The organism is Brevundimonas sp. (genome assembly GCF_030656255.1).
GTDB lineage: Bacteria > Pseudomonadota > Alphaproteobacteria > Caulobacterales > Caulobacteraceae > Brevundimonas.
The window spans coordinates 1-17,295 of sequence record NZ_JAUSOE010000026.1 but is presented as its reverse complement, the minus strand read 5'-3'; the positions used below and the strand labels follow the sequence as shown (position 1 = coordinate 17,295).

At 66.6% G+C, this 17,295-nt stretch carries 15 protein-coding genes and 1 riboswitch; of the genes, 7 read left to right on the top strand and 8 right to left on the bottom strand.

Annotated features, from left to right (window positions below):
* Positions 1–2: 2 nt before the first annotated feature.
* Together Q7J26_RS02260 and Q7J26_RS02255 are read right to left on the bottom strand one after the other, a co-directional pair.
* Positions 3–680: a LemA family protein gene (locus Q7J26_RS02260; protein WP_304934891.1), complete on the bottom strand. Its 678-nt coding sequence runs from the start codon at positions 678–680 to the stop codon at positions 3–5.
* A gap of 61 nt (positions 681–741) precedes the next feature.
* A complete protein-coding gene (locus Q7J26_RS02255) occupies positions 742–1,665 on the bottom strand; it encodes a bifunctional methylenetetrahydrofolate dehydrogenase/methenyltetrahydrofolate cyclohydrolase (protein WP_304934890.1) in 924 nt (307 codons plus the stop codon).
* 89 nt (positions 1,666–1,754) lie between these two features.
* On the opposite strand from Q7J26_RS02255, the gene Q7J26_RS02250 reads away from it, so the two are divergent.
* The 3 genes from Q7J26_RS02250 (at position 1,755) to Q7J26_RS02240 (ending at position 5,507) form a co-directional block, all read left to right on the top strand.
* Complete coding sequence (locus tag Q7J26_RS02250; RefSeq protein WP_304934889.1) at positions 1,755–3,584, top strand: PPC domain-containing protein; 1,830 nt, start codon at positions 1,755–1,757, stop codon at positions 3,582–3,584.
* 40 nt (positions 3,585–3,624) lie between these two features.
* Positions 3,625–4,665 (top strand): type 2 isopentenyl-diphosphate Delta-isomerase, encoded by a 1,041-nt coding sequence (gene fni / locus Q7J26_RS02245; protein ID WP_304934888.1) that lies wholly within the window; start codon positions 3,625–3,627, stop codon positions 4,663–4,665.
* Positions 4,666–4,762: 97 nt separating this feature from the next.
* Positions 4,763–4,925: riboswitch (yybP-ykoY riboswitch) on the top strand.
* Positions 4,926–4,934: 9 nt separating this feature from the next.
* Positions 4,935–5,507 (top strand): manganese efflux pump MntP family protein, encoded by a 573-nt coding sequence (locus Q7J26_RS02240; protein WP_304934887.1) that lies wholly within the window; start codon positions 4,935–4,937, stop codon positions 5,505–5,507.
* A 5-nt stretch (positions 5,508–5,512) separates the two neighbouring features.
* Here the strand turns inward: Q7J26_RS02240 and hutH are convergent, their stop codons facing one another.
* Genes hutH through hutG form a run of 3 tightly spaced genes read right to left on the bottom strand, consistent with a single transcriptional unit; the run spans position 5,513 to position 9,530 of the window.
* Positions 5,513–7,042: a histidine ammonia-lyase gene (gene hutH / locus Q7J26_RS02235; protein WP_304934886.1), complete on the bottom strand. Its 1,530-nt coding sequence runs from the start codon at positions 7,040–7,042 to the stop codon at positions 5,513–5,515.
* A gap of 5 nt (positions 7,043–7,047) precedes the next feature.
* A complete protein-coding gene (gene hutU, locus Q7J26_RS02230) occupies positions 7,048–8,712 on the bottom strand; it encodes a urocanate hydratase (RefSeq protein WP_304934885.1) in 1,665 nt (554 codons plus the stop codon).
* The gene (gene hutG / locus Q7J26_RS02225; protein WP_304934884.1) at positions 8,709–9,530 is read right to left on the bottom strand and encodes an N-formylglutamate deformylase; all 822 of its coding nucleotides are present in this window, start codon (positions 9,528–9,530) and stop codon (positions 8,709–8,711) included. Before hutG ends, hutU begins: the two co-directional genes overlap by 4 nt.
* 74 nt (positions 9,531–9,604) lie before the next feature.
* Between hutG and Q7J26_RS02220 the strand changes: the two genes are divergently transcribed.
* Genes Q7J26_RS02220 through hutI form a run of 3 tightly spaced genes read left to right on the top strand, consistent with a single transcriptional unit; the run spans position 9,605 to position 12,920 of the window.
* Positions 9,605–10,993 (top strand): formimidoylglutamate deiminase, encoded by a 1,389-nt coding sequence (locus Q7J26_RS02220; RefSeq protein ID WP_304934883.1) that lies wholly within the window; start codon positions 9,605–9,607, stop codon positions 10,991–10,993.
* Positions 10,990–11,712 carry a histidine utilization repressor gene (hutC, locus tag Q7J26_RS02215; RefSeq protein ID WP_304934882.1) on the top strand — a complete coding sequence of 241 codons (723 nt, stop codon included), beginning with the start codon at positions 10,990–10,992 and terminating at the stop codon, positions 11,710–11,712. Before Q7J26_RS02220 ends, hutC begins: the two co-directional genes overlap by 4 nt.
* Positions 11,709–12,920 carry an imidazolonepropionase gene (gene hutI, locus Q7J26_RS02210; protein WP_304934881.1) on the top strand — a complete coding sequence of 404 codons (1,212 nt, stop codon included), beginning with the start codon at positions 11,709–11,711 and terminating at the stop codon, positions 12,918–12,920. Before hutC ends, hutI begins: the two co-directional genes overlap by 4 nt.
* A gap of 26 nt (positions 12,921–12,946) precedes the next feature.
* Here hutI and Q7J26_RS02205 read toward each other — a convergent pair whose 3' ends face one another.
* Positions 12,947–13,324, bottom strand: a complete 378-nt coding sequence (locus Q7J26_RS02205; RefSeq protein ID WP_304934880.1) for a response regulator — start codon at positions 13,322–13,324, stop codon at positions 12,947–12,949.
* Entirely contained in the window at positions 13,321–14,817 is a 1,497-nt protein-coding gene (locus Q7J26_RS02200) for a sensor histidine kinase (protein ID WP_304934879.1), read from the bottom strand. Before Q7J26_RS02200 ends, Q7J26_RS02205 begins: the two co-directional genes overlap by 4 nt.
* 134 nt (positions 14,818–14,951) lie before the next feature.
* Here Q7J26_RS02200 and Q7J26_RS02195 point away from each other — a divergent pair, with 134 nt between their 5' ends.
* Positions 14,952–16,526 (top strand): carboxylesterase/lipase family protein, encoded by a 1,575-nt coding sequence (locus tag Q7J26_RS02195; protein ID WP_304934878.1) that lies wholly within the window; start codon positions 14,952–14,954, stop codon positions 16,524–16,526.
* 28 nt (positions 16,527–16,554) lie between these two features.
* On the opposite strand, the gene Q7J26_RS02190 is transcribed toward Q7J26_RS02195, so the two are convergent.
* The coding region (locus Q7J26_RS02190; protein ID WP_304934877.1) for an FAD-dependent oxidoreductase at positions 16,555–17,295 on the bottom strand (741 nt) is incomplete at its 5' end.

The window sequence follows — 17,295 nt, the reverse complement described above, 5'->3', positions numbered from 1 at the left end:
GGTCACTGGGCCGGCGGGGTCGAACCCGGGGCGACCGGGGCCGCTGTTCCGCCCGGAGCGGCGGCCGGAGCGCCGTTCAGATTGAAGCTCACCTGGGGCGCCGACTGGGCCTCCGCCGTGGCGGTGAACAACTGCATCGGCTGCGACCCGCTATGCACCGTCTTGGCCCAGATCACGTTCGGGAAGGTACGCAGGGTGGTGTTGTAGTCGCGCACGGCCTCATTGTAGTCGCGGCGGGCGATTGTGATCCGGTTCTCGGTGCCTTCCAACTGCGACTGCAGGGTCAGGAAGTTCTGATTGGCCTGAAGTTGAGGGTAGGCCTCGACCGACACCAGCAGGCGCGAGAGGGCGCCGGACAGCTGGCCCTGAGCCTGCTGATATTGCTGGAAGGCTTGCGGATTGCTGAGGTCCTCAGCCGAAACATTGACCGAGGTGGCGCGGGCGCGGGCGTTGATCACGTCCGTCAGCGTTGTGCGTTCCTGGATCGCCGCGCCCTGGACGGTGGCGACCAGATTGGGCACCAGGTCGGCGCGCCTTTGATACTGGCTCTGCACATCGGCCCAGGCGGCTTCCGCCCGTTCCTGCTTGGTCGGGATGGTGTTGTAGCCGCAGCCGGTGACGGCGGGTGCCACGACGAGAGCGGCGGTCAGAGCCAGAGCGCGAGCGGTTGGACGAGCCATGGATTTTCCCCTGTCGGCGATTGCGCCGGTGCGACGACTATCGTCTCAGGACCGCAACGCTTCAAGCGTCCAATGGCTCCGGTTCCACGCCGATGGACCGACAGGCCGCTGAATAGGTGTTGGCCAGCAGGCAGGCGATGGTCATCGGCCCGACCCCGCCCGGCACCGGCGTGATCCGCCCGGCCACATCGACCGCTTCCTTGAAGGCGACGTCGCCGACGACGCGGGTCTTGCCCTCGGCCGCCTTGACCGGATCGGCGGAGGGCACGCGGTTGATGCCGACGTCGATCACGGTCGCGCCCGGCTTGATCCAGTCGCCCTTGATCATCTCCGGCCGGCCGACGGCGGCGACCAGGATGTCGGCGGTGCGGCAGAGGGCAGGCAGGTCGCGGGTCCTGGAATGAGCGATGGTGACGGTGCAGCTTTCGCCCAGCAACAGCTGCGCCATCGGCTTGCCGACGATGTTTGACCGGCCGACGATGACGGCGTTCAGGCCTGTCAGATCGCCCAGCTGATCCTTCAGCAGCATCAAACTGCCCAGGGGGGTGCAGGGAACGAGACCCGGCAGGCCGACGGCCAGGCGCCCGGCGTTGACGACGTGGAAACCGTCCACATCCTTGTCGGGATCGATGGCGTCGAGGACGACCGAGGAGTCGATGTGTTTCGGCAGGGGCAGCTGAACCAGGATGCCGTGGATGCCGGCATCGGCGTTCAACCGGGCGATCATGGCCAGAAGTTCGTCCTGGGTCGTGGTCTCGTCCAGGCGGTGGGTGTCGGATCGCATGCCGGCGCGCAGGGTCGTCTCGCCCTTGTTGCGGACATAGATCTGGCTGGCGGGATCCTCGCCGACGATGACGACGGCCAGGCCCGGCTTGACGCCCTGGCTGGCTTCCAGGCGGGCGGCGGCGGCGGCGGCGCGGTCCACCAGATCGACCGAATAGGCCTTGCCGTCGATCAGGGTCGCGCGTGTGGGCTCGGCCGACATGGGGAAGACTCCGGGGGATGAGGATGCGGCGATTTACAGCCGTCATGGTTCGGCGTCTATGATCCACGACAAACTCCGGAGTGTTCTTGATGAAGCGTTCGTCCCTCGCCGCCGCCGCCAGCGCCCTGGCCCTCGTCTGGGCCGTCTCGCCCGCCTTGGCTCAGGACGTTCAAGGCCTGCGTATCGGGGCGGCGGTGGACGGCGCATTGACCGAGGCGGATGCGGCGACGACCGGCGACGACGCCTATCGCTATGACGCCTACCGATTCGAGGCGCGCGCGGGCCAGAGGCTGGAGGCCGTGCTGCGGTCCGACTCTTTCGACGCCTATCTGGCCGTCTATGCCGAAGGCGGGGACGAACCTCTGGCCGAAGACGATGATGGGCTGGGCCAAGACACGGACGCCCGACTGCGCTTCACGCCGGAATCGAGCGGAACCTATGTCCTGCGCGCCCGCACCCTGGCCGGGCTGGAAGGCGGGGACTACAGCCTGTCCCTGCGCGAACGCCCCGCGCCCCCGCGCGCGCCGCGTCCTGTCGGCGTGCGTATAGGCGACGAGCGGGCCGGGGAACTGACCGACCGCGACCCGGAGCAGGAAGACGGCGGCCGTTACGACGCCTACAGCTTCCGCGCCTCTACAGGTCAGAGGGTGATCGTCACCCTGGAATCCGAAGCCTTCGATCCATTGGTTCGCGTCGGCCGGATGAACGGGCCCGGTTTCGTAGAACTGGCTCAGAACGACGACGGCCCCGACGACGGACTGAACTCGCGCCTGATCTTCAGCGCGCCGACCGCTGGGGATTATGTGATTCGCGCCACCGCGCTGAGGGACGGGGAGGGCGCCTACACTCTAGGTCTGGCGGAAGCGCCGCCTGCGCCGCCGGCCAAGCCCATCGCCATCGGCGATAGCCTGGATGCAAGCCTGAACGACGAGACGGGACTGAATGACGACGGCCAGCGCGCCGAATTCTATCGGTTCACGGCGGAGGCGGGCCAGCGCGTCGCCATCGAGATGTCGTCGAAGGATTTCGACACCTATCTGACGCTGCGCAAGGCGTCGGACAATTCGGTCCTGAACCAGGACGACGACGGCGCCGGCTCGGGCACGGACTCACGCATCGTCCAGACGCTGGAGACGGCCGGCGACTATGTGATCGAGGCGCGCGCCCTGAGCGATGACGGCGAAGGCCGTTTCACCCTCAAGATCAGCGAAGTCGCCCCGCCCCCTGCGCCGTCTGCGATCACCTTCGGCCAGACCGTGGAAGGCGAGATCACGCCCGAAAAGCCCCAGAGCGACGAAGGCAAACACTATGACGCCTATGTCTTCACCGGCCAGGAGGGCCAGCGCGTCCAGGCCGTTCTGCGATCCGGCGATTTCGACGCCTATCTTGAGATCAGCGCCGCTGAAGAGGAGTTCTCCGCCCTGTCGAGCGATGACGACGGACTGGGCGAGGGCACGGATTCCCGTCTGAACTTCACCCTGCCGTCTTCCGGCGACTACATCCTGCGGGCCTCACCCCTGTCGAACGAGGAGAAGGGGCTCTATTCGCTGGAATTGATTGATCGCGGCCCCGAGCCCAAGCCCGGCAGTATTCTGGTCGGCGCGACGGCGCGCGGAACCCTGAGCCTTTCCGACGCCCTGATCGATGAAGGCGCCTATTACGACGCCTATCGGTTCCAGGCGAAGAAGGACGAGAAGCTGCGGATCACCCTGGTCTCCAACGCCTTCGACGCCTTCATCGACCTGGGCGAGGATGGCGAGGACTTCACCAGTTTGGCGACGGACGACGACAGTCTTTCGGACACCCATGCCAAGCTGGACTGGACCGCGCCGGAAGACGGCTGGTTCGTCGTCCGCGCCCGGTCGTTGGGGCCGAATGAGACGGGGGCCTATGCCCTGACCGTCGAACGCCAGCCCTGATGGCCCCATCCGGGCCACGATCCGGTCCTAGGCGAGCCGAATGACCGACGCTATTTCGCCCGGCGCCCCTGGCCGCAAGGATCAGCACCTCGACGTGGTGCTGTCCGGGCGCGGCCGCCACGCCCGCGACGCCGGGTTCGACGCGATCCGGTTCGTGCATGAGGCCCTGCCGGATCTGGATCATGACAAGATCGACCTGGGCGCCGATTTCCTGGGCCGTCGGCTAAAGGCGCCCCTGCTGATCAGCGCCATGACCGGCGGCCCGGCGCGGGCCGAGGCCGTGAACGCCCGTCTGGCCGAGGCGGCCCAGCACTTGGGAATCGCCCTGGCGGTCGGGTCGCAACGCACGGCCCTGGAAGAGGGGGCCAGCGGCGGCCTGGATAGGAGCCTGCGTCATCGGGCGCCCGACACCCCCATCCTGTCCAATATCGGCGCGGCGCAATTGACGCGGGGTTTCGGTCTGGACGAGGCGCGGCGGGCGGTCGAGATGATCGGTGCGGACGCCCTAGTCGTGCACCTGAACCCGCTTCAGGAAGCCTGCCAGCCCGAAGGTGATCGCGACTGGTGGGGCGTCGGCGCCGCCTTGGAGGCGCTGATCCGCAAGATCGAGACGCCGGTGGTGGTCAAGGAAACCGGGGCCGGCCTGTCGGGCCGAACTGCGCGCCTCCTGATCGACATGGGCGCCGCCGCCGTGGATGTCGCCGGCGCGGGCGGATCAAACTGGGCGCTGATCGAGGGAGAGCGGGCGACCGATTCACAAGACCGGATCCACGCCGCCGCCTTCGCCGACTGGGGGGTGACCACGCCCCAGGCCATCGTCGATGTGCGCCGCGCCTGCCCGGACGCTGTGGTGATCGGATCAGGCGGGGTAAGGGATGGGGTGGACGTCGCCCGCGCTATTCGATTGGGGGCCGACATCGTCGGACAGGCCTCCGGAGTGCTGAAGGCCGCGACGGTGTCCACCGACGCCGTGGTCGAGCATTTTCAGACCATGATCCGACAGCTCCGCACCGTCTGTTTCTGCACCAATTCCGCGAACCTGGCTCAGCTTCGTCGCGCACCGCTTCAACCTTTCGACTGATCGTCCGGTCGCGCCGTTGCGCGCCCAGCGATCCGTTGTCGCGTCATCGGCGATCTGACGCGGTTGCCAATCGACCGCGTTGGCGTGTACGGGACCGCTTCCTGTTGGGGAGTAGCTTCCGGCGTCAGTTCGCCGGGGTCGGGTCAACACACTCGCGTTTCGACGCGTGGTCCGACCAGCGGAAACACCGCCTAGCGAGACCAGCGCGTTCCACCGCCGCACCGGCCGGCGTGGAGCCGCTGTCTTGCGTCCGGTGGATTGATTTCGTCATGACCCCAGGGACCATCGCCATTCTGTCGCTCAGCATGTCCACGGACGCCTTCGCGGCCGCCGTTGGTCGTGGCGCCTCGCATCGCCCCTCCGTGCCTCAGGCCGTGAAGGCAGGCCTGGTGTTCGGCGTCATCGAGGCCATCACGCCTCTGATCGGTTGGAGTCTCGGTCTGGTCGCCGCCGGTCTGGTGGAGCGGATCGACCACTGGATCGCCTTCGTCCTGCTGGCGGTCGTCGGCGGCAAGATGATCTGGGAAGGCGCCAAACCGCGCGAAGCCGAAGAAAACGAGACCCCTCGCAAGTCCGGACCCTGGGCCTTGATCGCCACCGCCGTCGGCACCAGCATCGACGCGGCGGCCGTGGGCGTGGGCCTGGCCTTCCTGGGCGCCAATATCTGGGTCATCGCCGCCTCGATCGGCTTCACCACCTTCGTCTCCACGACCATCGGCATGCTGATCGGCAAGGCCGTTGGCCTGAAGTTCGGCAAGGCGGCGGAACTGATCGGCGGCGTCGCCCTGATCAGTCTGGGCACGATGATCCTGCTGGAGCATCTGGGCATTCTGGCCCTCTGAACCCGTCAGGCGGAGGGCAGCAGGTCCTCCGCGAACCGGCGATAAAGTCCAGCTCGCACCCCGTCCGTCGCCCTCGCGATATCCGGCGCGAAATAATGGTCGCTGGCGTAGGGCGCGGCCGCTTCACGCACGACGGCGAAGACCTGTTCCAGCAGGGGCGAACTGGTCAGGGGACGATGGAATTCCAGCCCCTGGGCCGCCGCCAACAGTTCGATTCCGACCACGGTCGCCGTATTCTCGGCCATGTCCAGCAGCCGCCGCGCGCCGTGGGTGGCCATGGAAACATGATCTTCCTGATTGGCGCTGGTGGGAACCGTGTCCACGCTGCACGGATGGGCCACCATACGGTTCTCGGCCACCAGGGCCGCAGCCGTGACCTGGGCGATCATGAATCCCGAGTTCAGGCCGCTTTCCTTGACCAGGAAGGCCGGCAGTTCGCTCATCTTCGGATCGACCAGGATGGCGGTCCGGCGTTCGGAGATATTGCCGATTTCGCATAGGGCCATGGCGATCTGATCAGCAGCAAAAGCAACGGGTTCAGCATGGAAGTTTCCACCGGATATGACATCGCCGTCCTCGATGAAGACCAGGGGATTGTCTGTTACGGCGTTGGCCTCGCGTTCCAGCGTCGCGGCCGCCGTCGCCAGAACGTCCAGCACCGCCCCCATGACCTGAGGCTGACAGCGCAGCGAATAGGGGTCCTGCACCTTGGCGCAGTCGTCCCGGTGGCTGTCGCGGATAGCCGAACCCGCCATCAGGGCTCTGAGGCGTGCGGCCACGGCGATCTGACCGGGTTGCCCCCGCAGCGCGTGGATGCGGGCGTCGAACGGCGCGTCCGATCCCTTCAGGGCGTCGACCGACAGTGCGCCCGCCGCCACGCCGGCGGCGAAGACCGCTTCGGCCGCGAACAGACCCGCCAGGGCCAGGGCGGTGGAACACTGCGTCCCGTTCAACAGCGCCAGCCCCTCTTTCGGTCCCAGGACCAGAGGCTTGAGCCCAGCCCTCTCAAGCGCGGCCCCGGCTTCCAAAGTCTCGCCCTTGCGCCGGGCCTCGCCGACCCCGATCAGAACGCAGCTCATATGGGCCAGAGGGGCAAGGTCGCCCGAGGCCCCGACCGAGCCCTTGGATGGAATACAGGGCAGGATATCGGCGTTGACGAGGGCGATCAGGGCTTCGAGCGTCTCGCGCCGAACACCTGAAGCGCCGCGTGACAGGGAGGCGATCTTCAGCACCATCAGCAGCCGCGTCACGCTGTCCGGCAGCAGGGGGCCGACCCCGCAAGCATGGCTGAGCACCAGGTTCCGCTGCAAGGTCTCCAGGTCGGCGGGCGCGATGGAGGTGTTGGCCAGCAGGCCGAACCCGGTGTTGACCCCATAGACGGTGCGCCCTTCGGCCACGATGGCGGCGATGGTCGCGGCGCCCTTGTCCACATCGGTCCAGGCTTCAGGGGCGACGGCGACCGTCACGGGGCCGTCCAGAACGCCGCGCAATTGGGCCAGGGTCATGGGCGAGCGGCCGAGGGTCAGAGTCGTCATGGAGGTCAGGCCTTCAGGCTGGGGAGGTTCAGGCCGTGTTCGCGGGCCGCCGCGCGGGCGATGTCGTAACCGGCGTCGGCATGGCGCATGACGCCCGTCGCCGGATCATTCCAAAGCACGCGCTCCAGCCTCTGCGCCGCTTCCGGCGTGCCGTCGGCGACGATCACGACGCCCGAGTGCTGAGAATAACCCATGCCGACCCCGCCGCCGTGGTGCAGCGACACCCAGCTGGCGCCCGAGGCTGTGTTCAGAAGCGCGTTGAGAAGGGGCCAGTCCGAAATAGCGTCCGATCCGTCCATCATGGCCTCGGTCTCACGGTTCGGACTGGCGACCGAGCCGGAGTCCAGATGGTCCCGGCCGATCACGATGGGGCCCGACAGTTCCCCGGCCGCCACCATGTCGTTGAACATCAGGCCCGCGCGGTGACGCTCTCCCAATCCGATCCAGCAGATTCTGGCTGGAAGTCCTTGGAAAGCGATACGTTCACCGGCCATGTCGAGCCAGCGATGCAGACCTGCGTTGTCCGGGAACAGCCGCTTCATCGCGGCATCGGTCTTGCGGATGTCGTCGGGATCGCCGGTCAGGGCCGCCCATCGGAATGGTCCGATCCCACGGCAGAACAGGGGGCGGATATAGGCGGGCACGAATCCGGGAAAGTTGAAGGCGTTCGTCACACCTTCGTCAAAGGCGACCTGACGGATATTGTTGCCGTAGTCGACGACAGGAACACCTGCCGACTGGAAGTCCAGCATGGCGCCGACATGCGCGGCGATGGAGGATCGGGCGGCCGCCGTGACCGAGGCTGGATTGCTGACCCGCTTGTCTTCCCACTCGGCGACGGTCCAACCGGCCGGCAGATAGCCGTTGACCAAATCATGGGCGCTGGTCTGGTCGGTCGCCAAGTCCGGCCGAACGCCGCGCCTGACCATCTCAGGCAAGACATCGGCAGCGTTTCCTAACAGGCCGATGGATATGGGTTTTCCGGTCCGGTTGGCGTCTTCGATCAGGGCCAGGGCTTCGTCCAGCGTCTGGACCATCACATCGAGGTAGCGTGTCTTCAGCCGCATCTCGATCCGGCTTTGCTGGCATTCCACAGCCAGGCAGGACGCGCCCGCCATGGTCGCCGCCAGAGTCTGAGCGCCGCCCATGCCGCCCAGACCTGCGGTCAGGATCCATTTTCCGGACCAGTCCCCGCCGTAATGCTGGCGGCCCGCCTCCATGAAGGTCTCATAGGTGCCTTGGACGATGCCCTGGGTGCCGATGTAGATCCAGGAGCCGGCCGTCATCTGGCCGTACATCATCAGGCCCTTGCGATCGAGTTCTGAGAAATGCTCCCAGGTCGCCCATTTGGGCACCAGGTTGGAGTTGGCGATCAGGACGCGCGGGGCGTCGGCATGGGTCCTGAACACCCCGACCGGCTTGCCCGACTGGACCAGAAGCGTCTCATCCGCCTCCAGCGTTTTCAGGGTCTCCACGATCTTGTCGAAGGCGGCCCAATCGCGCGCCGCCTTGCCGATACCGCCATAAACGACAAGATCCTGAGGGCGTTCAGCCACTTCTGGATCAAGATTGTTCATCAACATCCGCATGGCCGCCTCGGCCGCCCAGGTCTTGGCCGTCTTTTCCGGGCCGCGCGGGCTTCGGATGATGCGAGCGTTCGGCTGGTTCATGTCTGGCTCTCGGCGAAGGCGATACAGGCGGTCAGGACGCGGTGCAGGTTTCGACGCATCGGCTCGGCCCGCTCCGGCTCATAGGGACTGGGCCAGTTGTCAGGCGACACAGGGCGCGCCGGATCGCGCATATATCCCCGGTCCGCCAACTCCATCTGGATGGCGTGAACCCCGGCCTCGGGCCGGCCGTAGTGACGGGTGGTCCAGCCGCCCTTGAACCGGCCGTTGACGATCAGGCTGGAGCCGCTGATCGCGCAGGCGGCCTCGACGGCCTGGGTCAGTTCGGGGGCGCAGGTGGTCCCGTCGTTGTCGCCGATATTGAACTGCGGCAGCTCGCCGGCGAACAGCCGCGGGACGACAGAACGGATCGAATGAGCGTCATAGAGGACAACGGGGCCATGCAGGCGCAGCCGGTCGATCTGGGCTTTCAGCTGGGCATGATAGGGATCAAACCAGGTTGCGCAACGCTCTGCGATCTCGGCCGCATCGGGCGCTTCTCCGGCCCGATACAGGGGCTCGCCGTCGAAGGTCTCGACCGGGCAAAGCCCCGTGGTGGTCATGCCGGGATAGAGGGATACGCCCGACGGGTCCCGGTTCACGTCGATGACGCTGCGCGAAATTGAGGTGCGAACCAGGGTCGCGCCCAAGTCAGAGGCGAAATCATAGAGTTGATCCACCCACCAGTCGGCGTCCTTGCGTGCCAGCCAGGGGGATCGAAACCGCGCCATCAGAGCGTCCGGGATTTCGGTCCCCGTGTGCGGCAGGCCGATCACCAGGGGCGTCGTCCCCTCCTTAACGGTCAGCCAGTCACGCGTCATCTCGGCCTCCCTCGCCAAATCGATCCGTCGTGGTATGTCTAGACATATTGATCGCAACAAGACGGACCTGTCCAGTGAGCCTTGAGCCGCAGCCTGTGGATCGCACCCTCTGGTTCGAGGCCGCCCTCTTGCCAGACGGCTGGGCGCGGGATGTGCGGATCGGCATGGTGAAGGGTCGGATTTCAAGCCTCGAAACCGGCGTATCCCGCGCGCCGACCGACGAAGGCCAGGGCGTGGCCTTGCCCGGCGTCGTCAATGTCCACAGCCACGCCTTCCAGCGCGCCATGGCCGGTCTGACCGAGGCGCGGGGTCCCCAGGGCCAGCACGGCGACGACGATTTCTGGACCTGGCGCGACCTGATGTACCGCTTCCTTGATCGGGGCGGGCCGGATGAGATCGAAGCCATCACCGCCCTGTCCTTCACCGAAATGCTGGAGGGCGGTTTCACCCGCGTGGCCGAGTTCCACTATCTTCACAACGCCCCGTCCGGCGCGCCCTATGCCGACAGAGGAGAGATCGCGGCGCGGATCGTCGCAGCGGCCCAGACGACCGGCATCGCCCTGACCCTGCTGCCGGTCTTCTACGCCCACGCCGGCTTTGGCGGCCTGGCGCCGTCCCAGGGACAGAGACGGTTCATTACCGATCTGGACGGGTTCGCGGATCTGACCGACCGCTGCCGCGTCCTGACCGCCGACATGGCGGACGCTGTGGTGGGGGTCGCGCCGCACAGTCTGCGGGCTGTCAGCCCGGTTGAACTGGCCGCCATGCCGGGTCTGGCGGGCGACGGGCCCATCCATATCCATGTGGCCGAACAGACCAAGGAGGTCGAAGACTGCCTGGCCTGGTCCGGCGCCCGACCGGTGGAATGGCTGCTCGCCAACGCCACGGTCGATCCGCGCTGGTGCCTGATCCACTCGACCCATGTGACCGAGGCGGAGTGGCGGGGCGTGATCGAACGGGGCGCGGTCGTCGGCCTGTGCCCGATCACGGAGGCCAATCTGGGCGACGGCGTCTTTCCGGCCGCCGCCTATGCGCGGGCGGGCGGGCGGTTCGGCATCGGGACGGACTCCAATGTGCAGATCGGTGTGGCCGAGGAACTGCGGATGCTGGAATACAGCCAGCGGCTGGCCCTAAAGGGCCGTTCGGTCATGGCGGATGCGGAGCGCTCCACTGGCCGCACCCTGTTCGAACGCGCTCTGACGGGCGGACGCCAGGCCGGCGGCGCGCCGCAGGAACTGGTCATCGGCGCCCCGGCTGATCTTGTTTGCCTGGACACGCGCGGCGTCGGCTTCCATGGCCGTACGGGCGACGCCCTGCTGGATAGCTGGATTTTCGGCGCGCCGGCCGGCGCCGTCGCATCGGTCTGGCGGGCGGGACGGCAGGTGGTGCGCGATGGGCGGCATGTGGCGCGCGCCGCCATCCAGGCACGATACCGCAAGGCCTTGGACAGGGTGCTGGGATGACGCCGGAGCCCCTGCACCGCCAAATCTATGTAGATCTCGAAGGCCGCATACTTTCGGGCGAGCTTTCGCCGGGCGCCCGCATTCCCTTCGAACACGAGTTGACCGCCCAGTACGGCTGTTCGCGCGCCACAGTCTCGAAGGCGCTGTCGGAACTGGCGGGCAGGGGGTTGGTCACGCGGCGGCGGCGTGCGGGCAGCTTCGTGGCCCAGCCCAAGGCCCATGCCGCCTTTCTGGCCATCCCTGACCTGCGAGCCGAGGTGATGGAGCGGGGCCAGGCCTATGGCTACAGGCTGCTGGACCAGGTGGAACGTGGTCCAGACGGCGCCGCCGAATTTGAACTCGCCGCCGGCGGTCCGCTGCTGGCCTTGACCTGCCTGCATAGTGCGGATTCAATTCCGCTGGCTCTGGAGCGTCGACTGATCGCCCTGGCCGTTGCGCCCCAAGCGATAAGAGTGGATTTTCAATCCACTCCGCCTGGAACCTGGCTTCTGGACTATGAACCCTGGACCCAGGCCGAGAACCGGATCGGCGCCATGGAGGCCGACGTCGCGACGGCGCGTCTGTTGCAGATCAAGCCCGGCGCAGCCTGTCTGTCCGTCGAAAGACGGACCTGGCGCGACGGCCAGGGCGTCACGCGGGTGCGTCAGGTGTTTCCAGGGGATCGCTATGATCTGGTGGCCCTGTTCTCATCCGCCCATGCCAAGGACCAGAGCCGATGAAGGCCGACCGCCTGCTGATCGACTGTCACGCCGCCACCATGGTCCCGGGCGGGGCCGCCTATGGCGCCATCCGCGACGCCGCCGTGGTCATCACCGACGGCCGCATCGCCTGGATCGGACCCCGCGGGGACTTGCCCTCCGTGGAAGCGGTCGCGACCGAGCGTCTTGAGGGGCGCTGGCTCACGCCGGGACTGATCGATTGCCACACGCATCTGGTCTTCGGCGGCGACCGCTCAGGCGAATTCGAACAGAGGCTGGGCGGAGCCACATACGAGGACATCGCTCGCGCTGGCGGCGGGATCATCTCATCGGTCAAGGCCACGCGCGCGGCGTCGGAAGACGAACTGTTCGTCTCCGCCATGGACCGGCTGGAGGGGCTGAAGGCCACGGGCGTCACCACGGTCGAGATCAAGTCGGGCTATGGGCTGGATCAGGACAGCGAATTGAAGATGCTGCGGGTCGCACGGCGCATCGGCCGCGAAGGCGGGGTTCGTGTGCGCACCAGCTATCTGGGTCTGCACGCCGTACCGCCCGAGCACCGGGCCAACCGCGCCGCCTATGTCGATCTGGCCGTCGATCACATTCTGCCCGCCGCCCAGGCCGAGGGGCTGGTGGACGCCGTGGACGCCTATTGCGAGCCTATCGCCTTCTCGATCGAGGAGGTGGCGCGTCTGTTCGACAAGGCCCACGCCCTGGGCCTGCCGGTCAAGCTGCACGCCGATCAGTTGTCGAACGGAGGCGGCGCGGCCTTGGCTGCGCGTTACGGCGCCCTGTCGGCCGACCATATAGAGCACGCGACGGAAGACGGGATCAAAGCCATGGCGCGGGCGGGAGTGACGGCGGTTCTGCTGCCCGGCGCCTTTCTGATGCTGCGCGAAACCCAGGCGCCCCCGGTCGCTCTGTTGCGCGGCCATGGCGTTCGCATGGCCGTCGCGACCGACTGCAACCCCGGCACCTCTCCCGTCGCCTCGATGACCGACGCTCTCAACCTGGCCTGTGTTCAGTTTCGCCTGACGCCGGAAGAAGCCCTGGCGGGCGCGACGCGTGAGGCCGCTTGGGCCCTCGGCCTGCAAGATCAGATCGGAACCCTGGCGGTCGGCAAGGCCGCCGACCTGGCGGCCTGGGATATCCAGCGTCCCGCCGAACTGGCCTATTGGTTGGGCAAGCCCATGCTGCACGGCCGCTGGAAAAACGGCGTAAGGGCCTAGAGGAGCTTTACTGCCGACCTGGCCGCCTAAACCTGAGCGACGCCCATGACCTTCATCAAGGCGTCTCGAACGGCGGCCTCGGTGAAGGGCTTCTGAATGGTGGTGGCGCCGCGCCATTCCTCCGGCAATCCGCCTTCGCCGTATCCTGTGGAGAAGACGAAGGGCACGCCGCGCGCCTTCAGCGCCTCGGCGACCGGAAAGACCTGACGCCCGGCGACATTGACGTCCAGCAGGGCGGCGTCGAGATCGACGGTGTCGCGGGCCATGGCCTCGCCGTCGTCGATATTGGACGCGGGGCCGACGAGAATACACTCCATGTCCTCGAGGATGGTCTCGAGCAGCATGGCGACCAGGGATTCGTCTTCCACCACCAGTACGCGGCGGCCGTTAAGGGGTTGGGTCATGGGGCGGGCGTCCTGTCGAGTGGAACCGTCAGTTCCGCAATCAATCCACCGCTGGCGTAGACCAGATCGATCTCCCCCGCCAGATCGTGACGAATGTTTCGTTCAATCAATCGGCTACCGAAGCCTCTTCTGTCCGGTTGCGTAACTTTCGGCCCATCCATTTCGCGCCAGATCAGCTTCAGCTTGCGGTCGCGCTGATCCGCCAAACTCCAGTCGATCAGAACACGCCCATCCGGCGTGGAGAGGGCGCCGTACTTGGCGGCGTTCGTCGCAAGCTCGTGGAAAATCATGCCCAGGGACAGGGCTGTGGCGGGGGGCAAAGCGGTCGCCGGGCCGTTGAGATTGATCCGGGTCGGACCAAAGGCTTCGGTCTCGTGTTCCAGGATCGCCCGCAGATCCGCGCCTTCCCAGTGGGTTCGCGTCAACAGGTCGTGGGTGTGGGACAGGGCCAGAATCCGCGACTGGAAGGTAGCGGCGAAGGTGGCGGGGTCGACGTGGGAACGCGCGGTCTGGATGGCGATCGACTGGACCGTGGCGAGGGTGTTCTTCACCCTATGGTTCAACTCATCGATCATCAGCTTCTGGCGCTGGGTCGCCAAGACATTGTCCGTGACGTCATGACCTTGAACGAAGATGCCGACCACGGCGCCAGCCTCGTCACGGATCGGCTGATAGATGAAGTTGAGATAGAGGGTTTCCAGCGCTCCCCCGGGGGTCCGTTGTAGTTTCGCCAGACTTTCGCGACCCTCATAGGGTTCGCCCGTCTCGAAGACCGTATCCAGAAACTCGTAATAGCCCTGACCAGCCAATTCCGGCAGGGCCTCGCGCACCGGTTTGCCCGCGATGTCGCGATGGCCGATCAACTGGCTGTAGGCGTCATTGTGCATCTGGAAACAGTGGTCGCGACCGGTCAGGATGGCCACGAACCCCGGCGCCTGCATGAACATTTCGACCAGGCGGTTGCGCTCGCTCTCCAGGCGACGATTGTCCTCCTGAACCGATTGGGCTCGCCGCAGGACCGACCCGCCGATCAGGGCGTCCAGGGCCGTTGTCGGTTCATCGGGCCGGATGGCCGGCGACAGATCGGTGATGTCCATCGTGTGTTGAAGAAGCAGCACGACATCGCCTTCAGCATTCAGCAAGGGCGTGTGGGTTGCGCTCCAGATTCGTTCCTCGAACACCTCCTGGCCGTCAGACAATCTACGCGGCATGGCGTATCGCACGACGGCGAGGTGATCGCGCTGGCGGGTGTCGCGCGCCTTCTCCAGGGACGCCCGGACCTGACGCACGTTTTCGGGCGCATCTTCACCGGGGCCCGCGTCGAAGGTCGTGAACAAGGGGCGGCCCAGGATGTCGTCGCGGCGAGCGCCTGTGACCTCGACATAGGCCTGATTGACCTCAGCGATACGCAGATCCGGCGTGAGCAGCAGATAGGGATTTGGCGACGCCTCAAAGGCTGTCGCCAAGTCGACTACGGAAGCGCCCGGTTTCATCTGTACTGTCAATCTACACCCCAGCTCAACCGGTGCCGAACGCCCGAAGCGGCAAAGAGTTCGCCACCGTACCCAGAATTCGCCTTTCACCTGATCGTCATTGGCGTGTCGGGAGAATTTGCTAAGGACGGCACATGACATTTGCCGGCGCCTTGGCCACCCTCTCCCTCATGATGGCTCAACCGACAGATCAGCCGCCCGCCGCACAGCCGGTCGTCCAGTTGGCGCAGGGCGCTCTGGCCGGGCGCGCCGACGACACGGTCGCCGCGTTCAAGAACATCCCCTATGCGGCCCCGCCGGTGGCGGAACAGCGCTGGCGACCGCCCGGCGCGGCGCCGACCTGGGAAGGGCAGCGCGACGCCTCGACCTATGGGCCGATCTGCATCCAGGCCACGCCGCAGGGCGACCCCGGCGTGGGCCCCTTGCCGATGAGCGAGGACTGCCTGAACCTCAACGTCTGGCGGCCGACCGACGTCGCGTCGCCGGCCCCGGTCATGGTGTGGATTCACGGCGGCGGCCTGGTCAATGGATCGGGCACAGCGGCCCTGTACGACGGATCCCACCTGGCCCGGCAGGGCATGGTTGTGGTGACGCTGAACTATCGGCTGGGACGGCTGGGCTTCTTCGACCACCCGGCCTTGGCGGCGGAACGGCCGGCGGACGATGCGGCGGGCAACTATGGTCTGATGGACGTCATCGCGGCCCTGCAGTGGGTCAGGGCGAACATCGCGGCCTTCGGCGGCGATCCGGCCAATGTGACGATCTTCGGCGAGTCGGCGGGCGGGGCCATCGTCACGCGGATGATGATCGCACCGCCCGCGCGGGGCCTGTTCGACCGCGCCATCGTGCAGTCGGGGCTGGGGCGCGAGTTGCAGACCCCGCTGGACCGGCGCGGCGCCTATGACCTGCCGTCGGCGCGCGAACGGGGCGAGGTCTGGGCGCATGGCCACAATCTGGTGACGGCGGCGGATCTGCGCGCCGCCCCGGTCGAACTGCTGCTGACCCCGGCGCCGGTCTTCGCCAATGGCGACCTGACCCTGATCGACGGTCGGATCGTGACCGGAACCGTCGAGGCGGTGTTCCGGGCCGGGCGGCAGGCGCCCGTGCCGATGGTCATCGGGACCAACAGCGCCGAGTTCTGGTGGATGAAGCCGTCGGATCGCAACGGCTATGGCATGATCGACGACGACCTGACCTGGCTAGAGCGCGCGACCATCACGGCGGCCTATGGCGGGGAGGCGGGTTTTGACCGGGGCTTCATCACCGACGCCGTCTTCTCGGAGCCGGCGCGGCGGCTGGCGCGGCTGCACACGGCGGCGGGACACCCGGCCTATCTGTACCGGTTCGACATCTCGTCGCCAGACAATCCCGAACCGCACGGCGGAGCGACCCACGCCATCGAGCGCCCCTATGTGTTCGGAACCTTGCCGCTTCTGCCCTATCCGGTCCGCGAGGCTGATGTCGCGGCCTCGGCGGCGATGATGGGTTACTGGACCGCCTTCTCCCGGTCCGGCGACCCCAATGGAGTGGGGCGGCCGGACTGGCCGATGGCCGGGGTCGGCGACACCCAGTTGATGCTGTTCCGAAATGACGGCCCCAGCGCCACGCCGGTTCCAGACGGCGCGCGCCTGGACCTGATCGAACTGTTCCGCGAGCGGCCTCACATTGTCAGCAAACCGACGCAAGACACTGTAAAAATGCGGCATTAGGCAGAACGAAGCAGGTTAAAGACGCCTTTTACCCCGCCGAGGTCGCGCCCGACTGTTTTTCTCTCATCGTGACCAGTTCCTCGGCCATGGTCGGGTGGACCGCGCAGGTGGCGTCCCACTGGGCCTTGGTCAGGCCGGCCTTCACGGCGATAGCGGCGAGCTGAATCATTTCCGGGCTGTCCGGGCCGACGATATGGACGCCGACCACCCTTTGGCTTTCGGCGTCGACCACCAGTTTCATCAGGACGCGCTCCTCCGAGCCGGTAAAGGCGTATTTCATCGGCCGGAAACGGGTCACATAGACATCGACCCCGGCGGAACACGACCGACGCGCCTCGGATTCCGTCAAGCCGACGATGCCCACGGGCGGCTGGCTGAAGACGGCGGTGGCGACGGCCTCGTAGTCGAAATGCTGGGGATTGTCGCGATAGACGGTCTGGTGGAAGGCGACGGCCTCGCGGATGGCGACGGGCGTCAGGTTCATACGGTCGGTGACGTCGCCGATAGCCCAGATATTGTCGGCCGTAGTCTTGGAATAGGGATCGACCTTGATCGCGCCTTCATCGTTCAACTCGACCCCGGCCGCCTCCAGGCCCAGGCCCTTGACGTGGGGGATGCGGCCGGTGGCGAACATGACCACGTCCGTCTCCAGCTTCATCCCGTTCTCGAGATGGTTGACCAGGCCGGTGGCGGTCTTTTCGATCTTCTCGTGCTGGCAGCCAAGGATGACCTTGATCCCGCGCTTCTCGATCTCGCCGGCCAGGTGGGC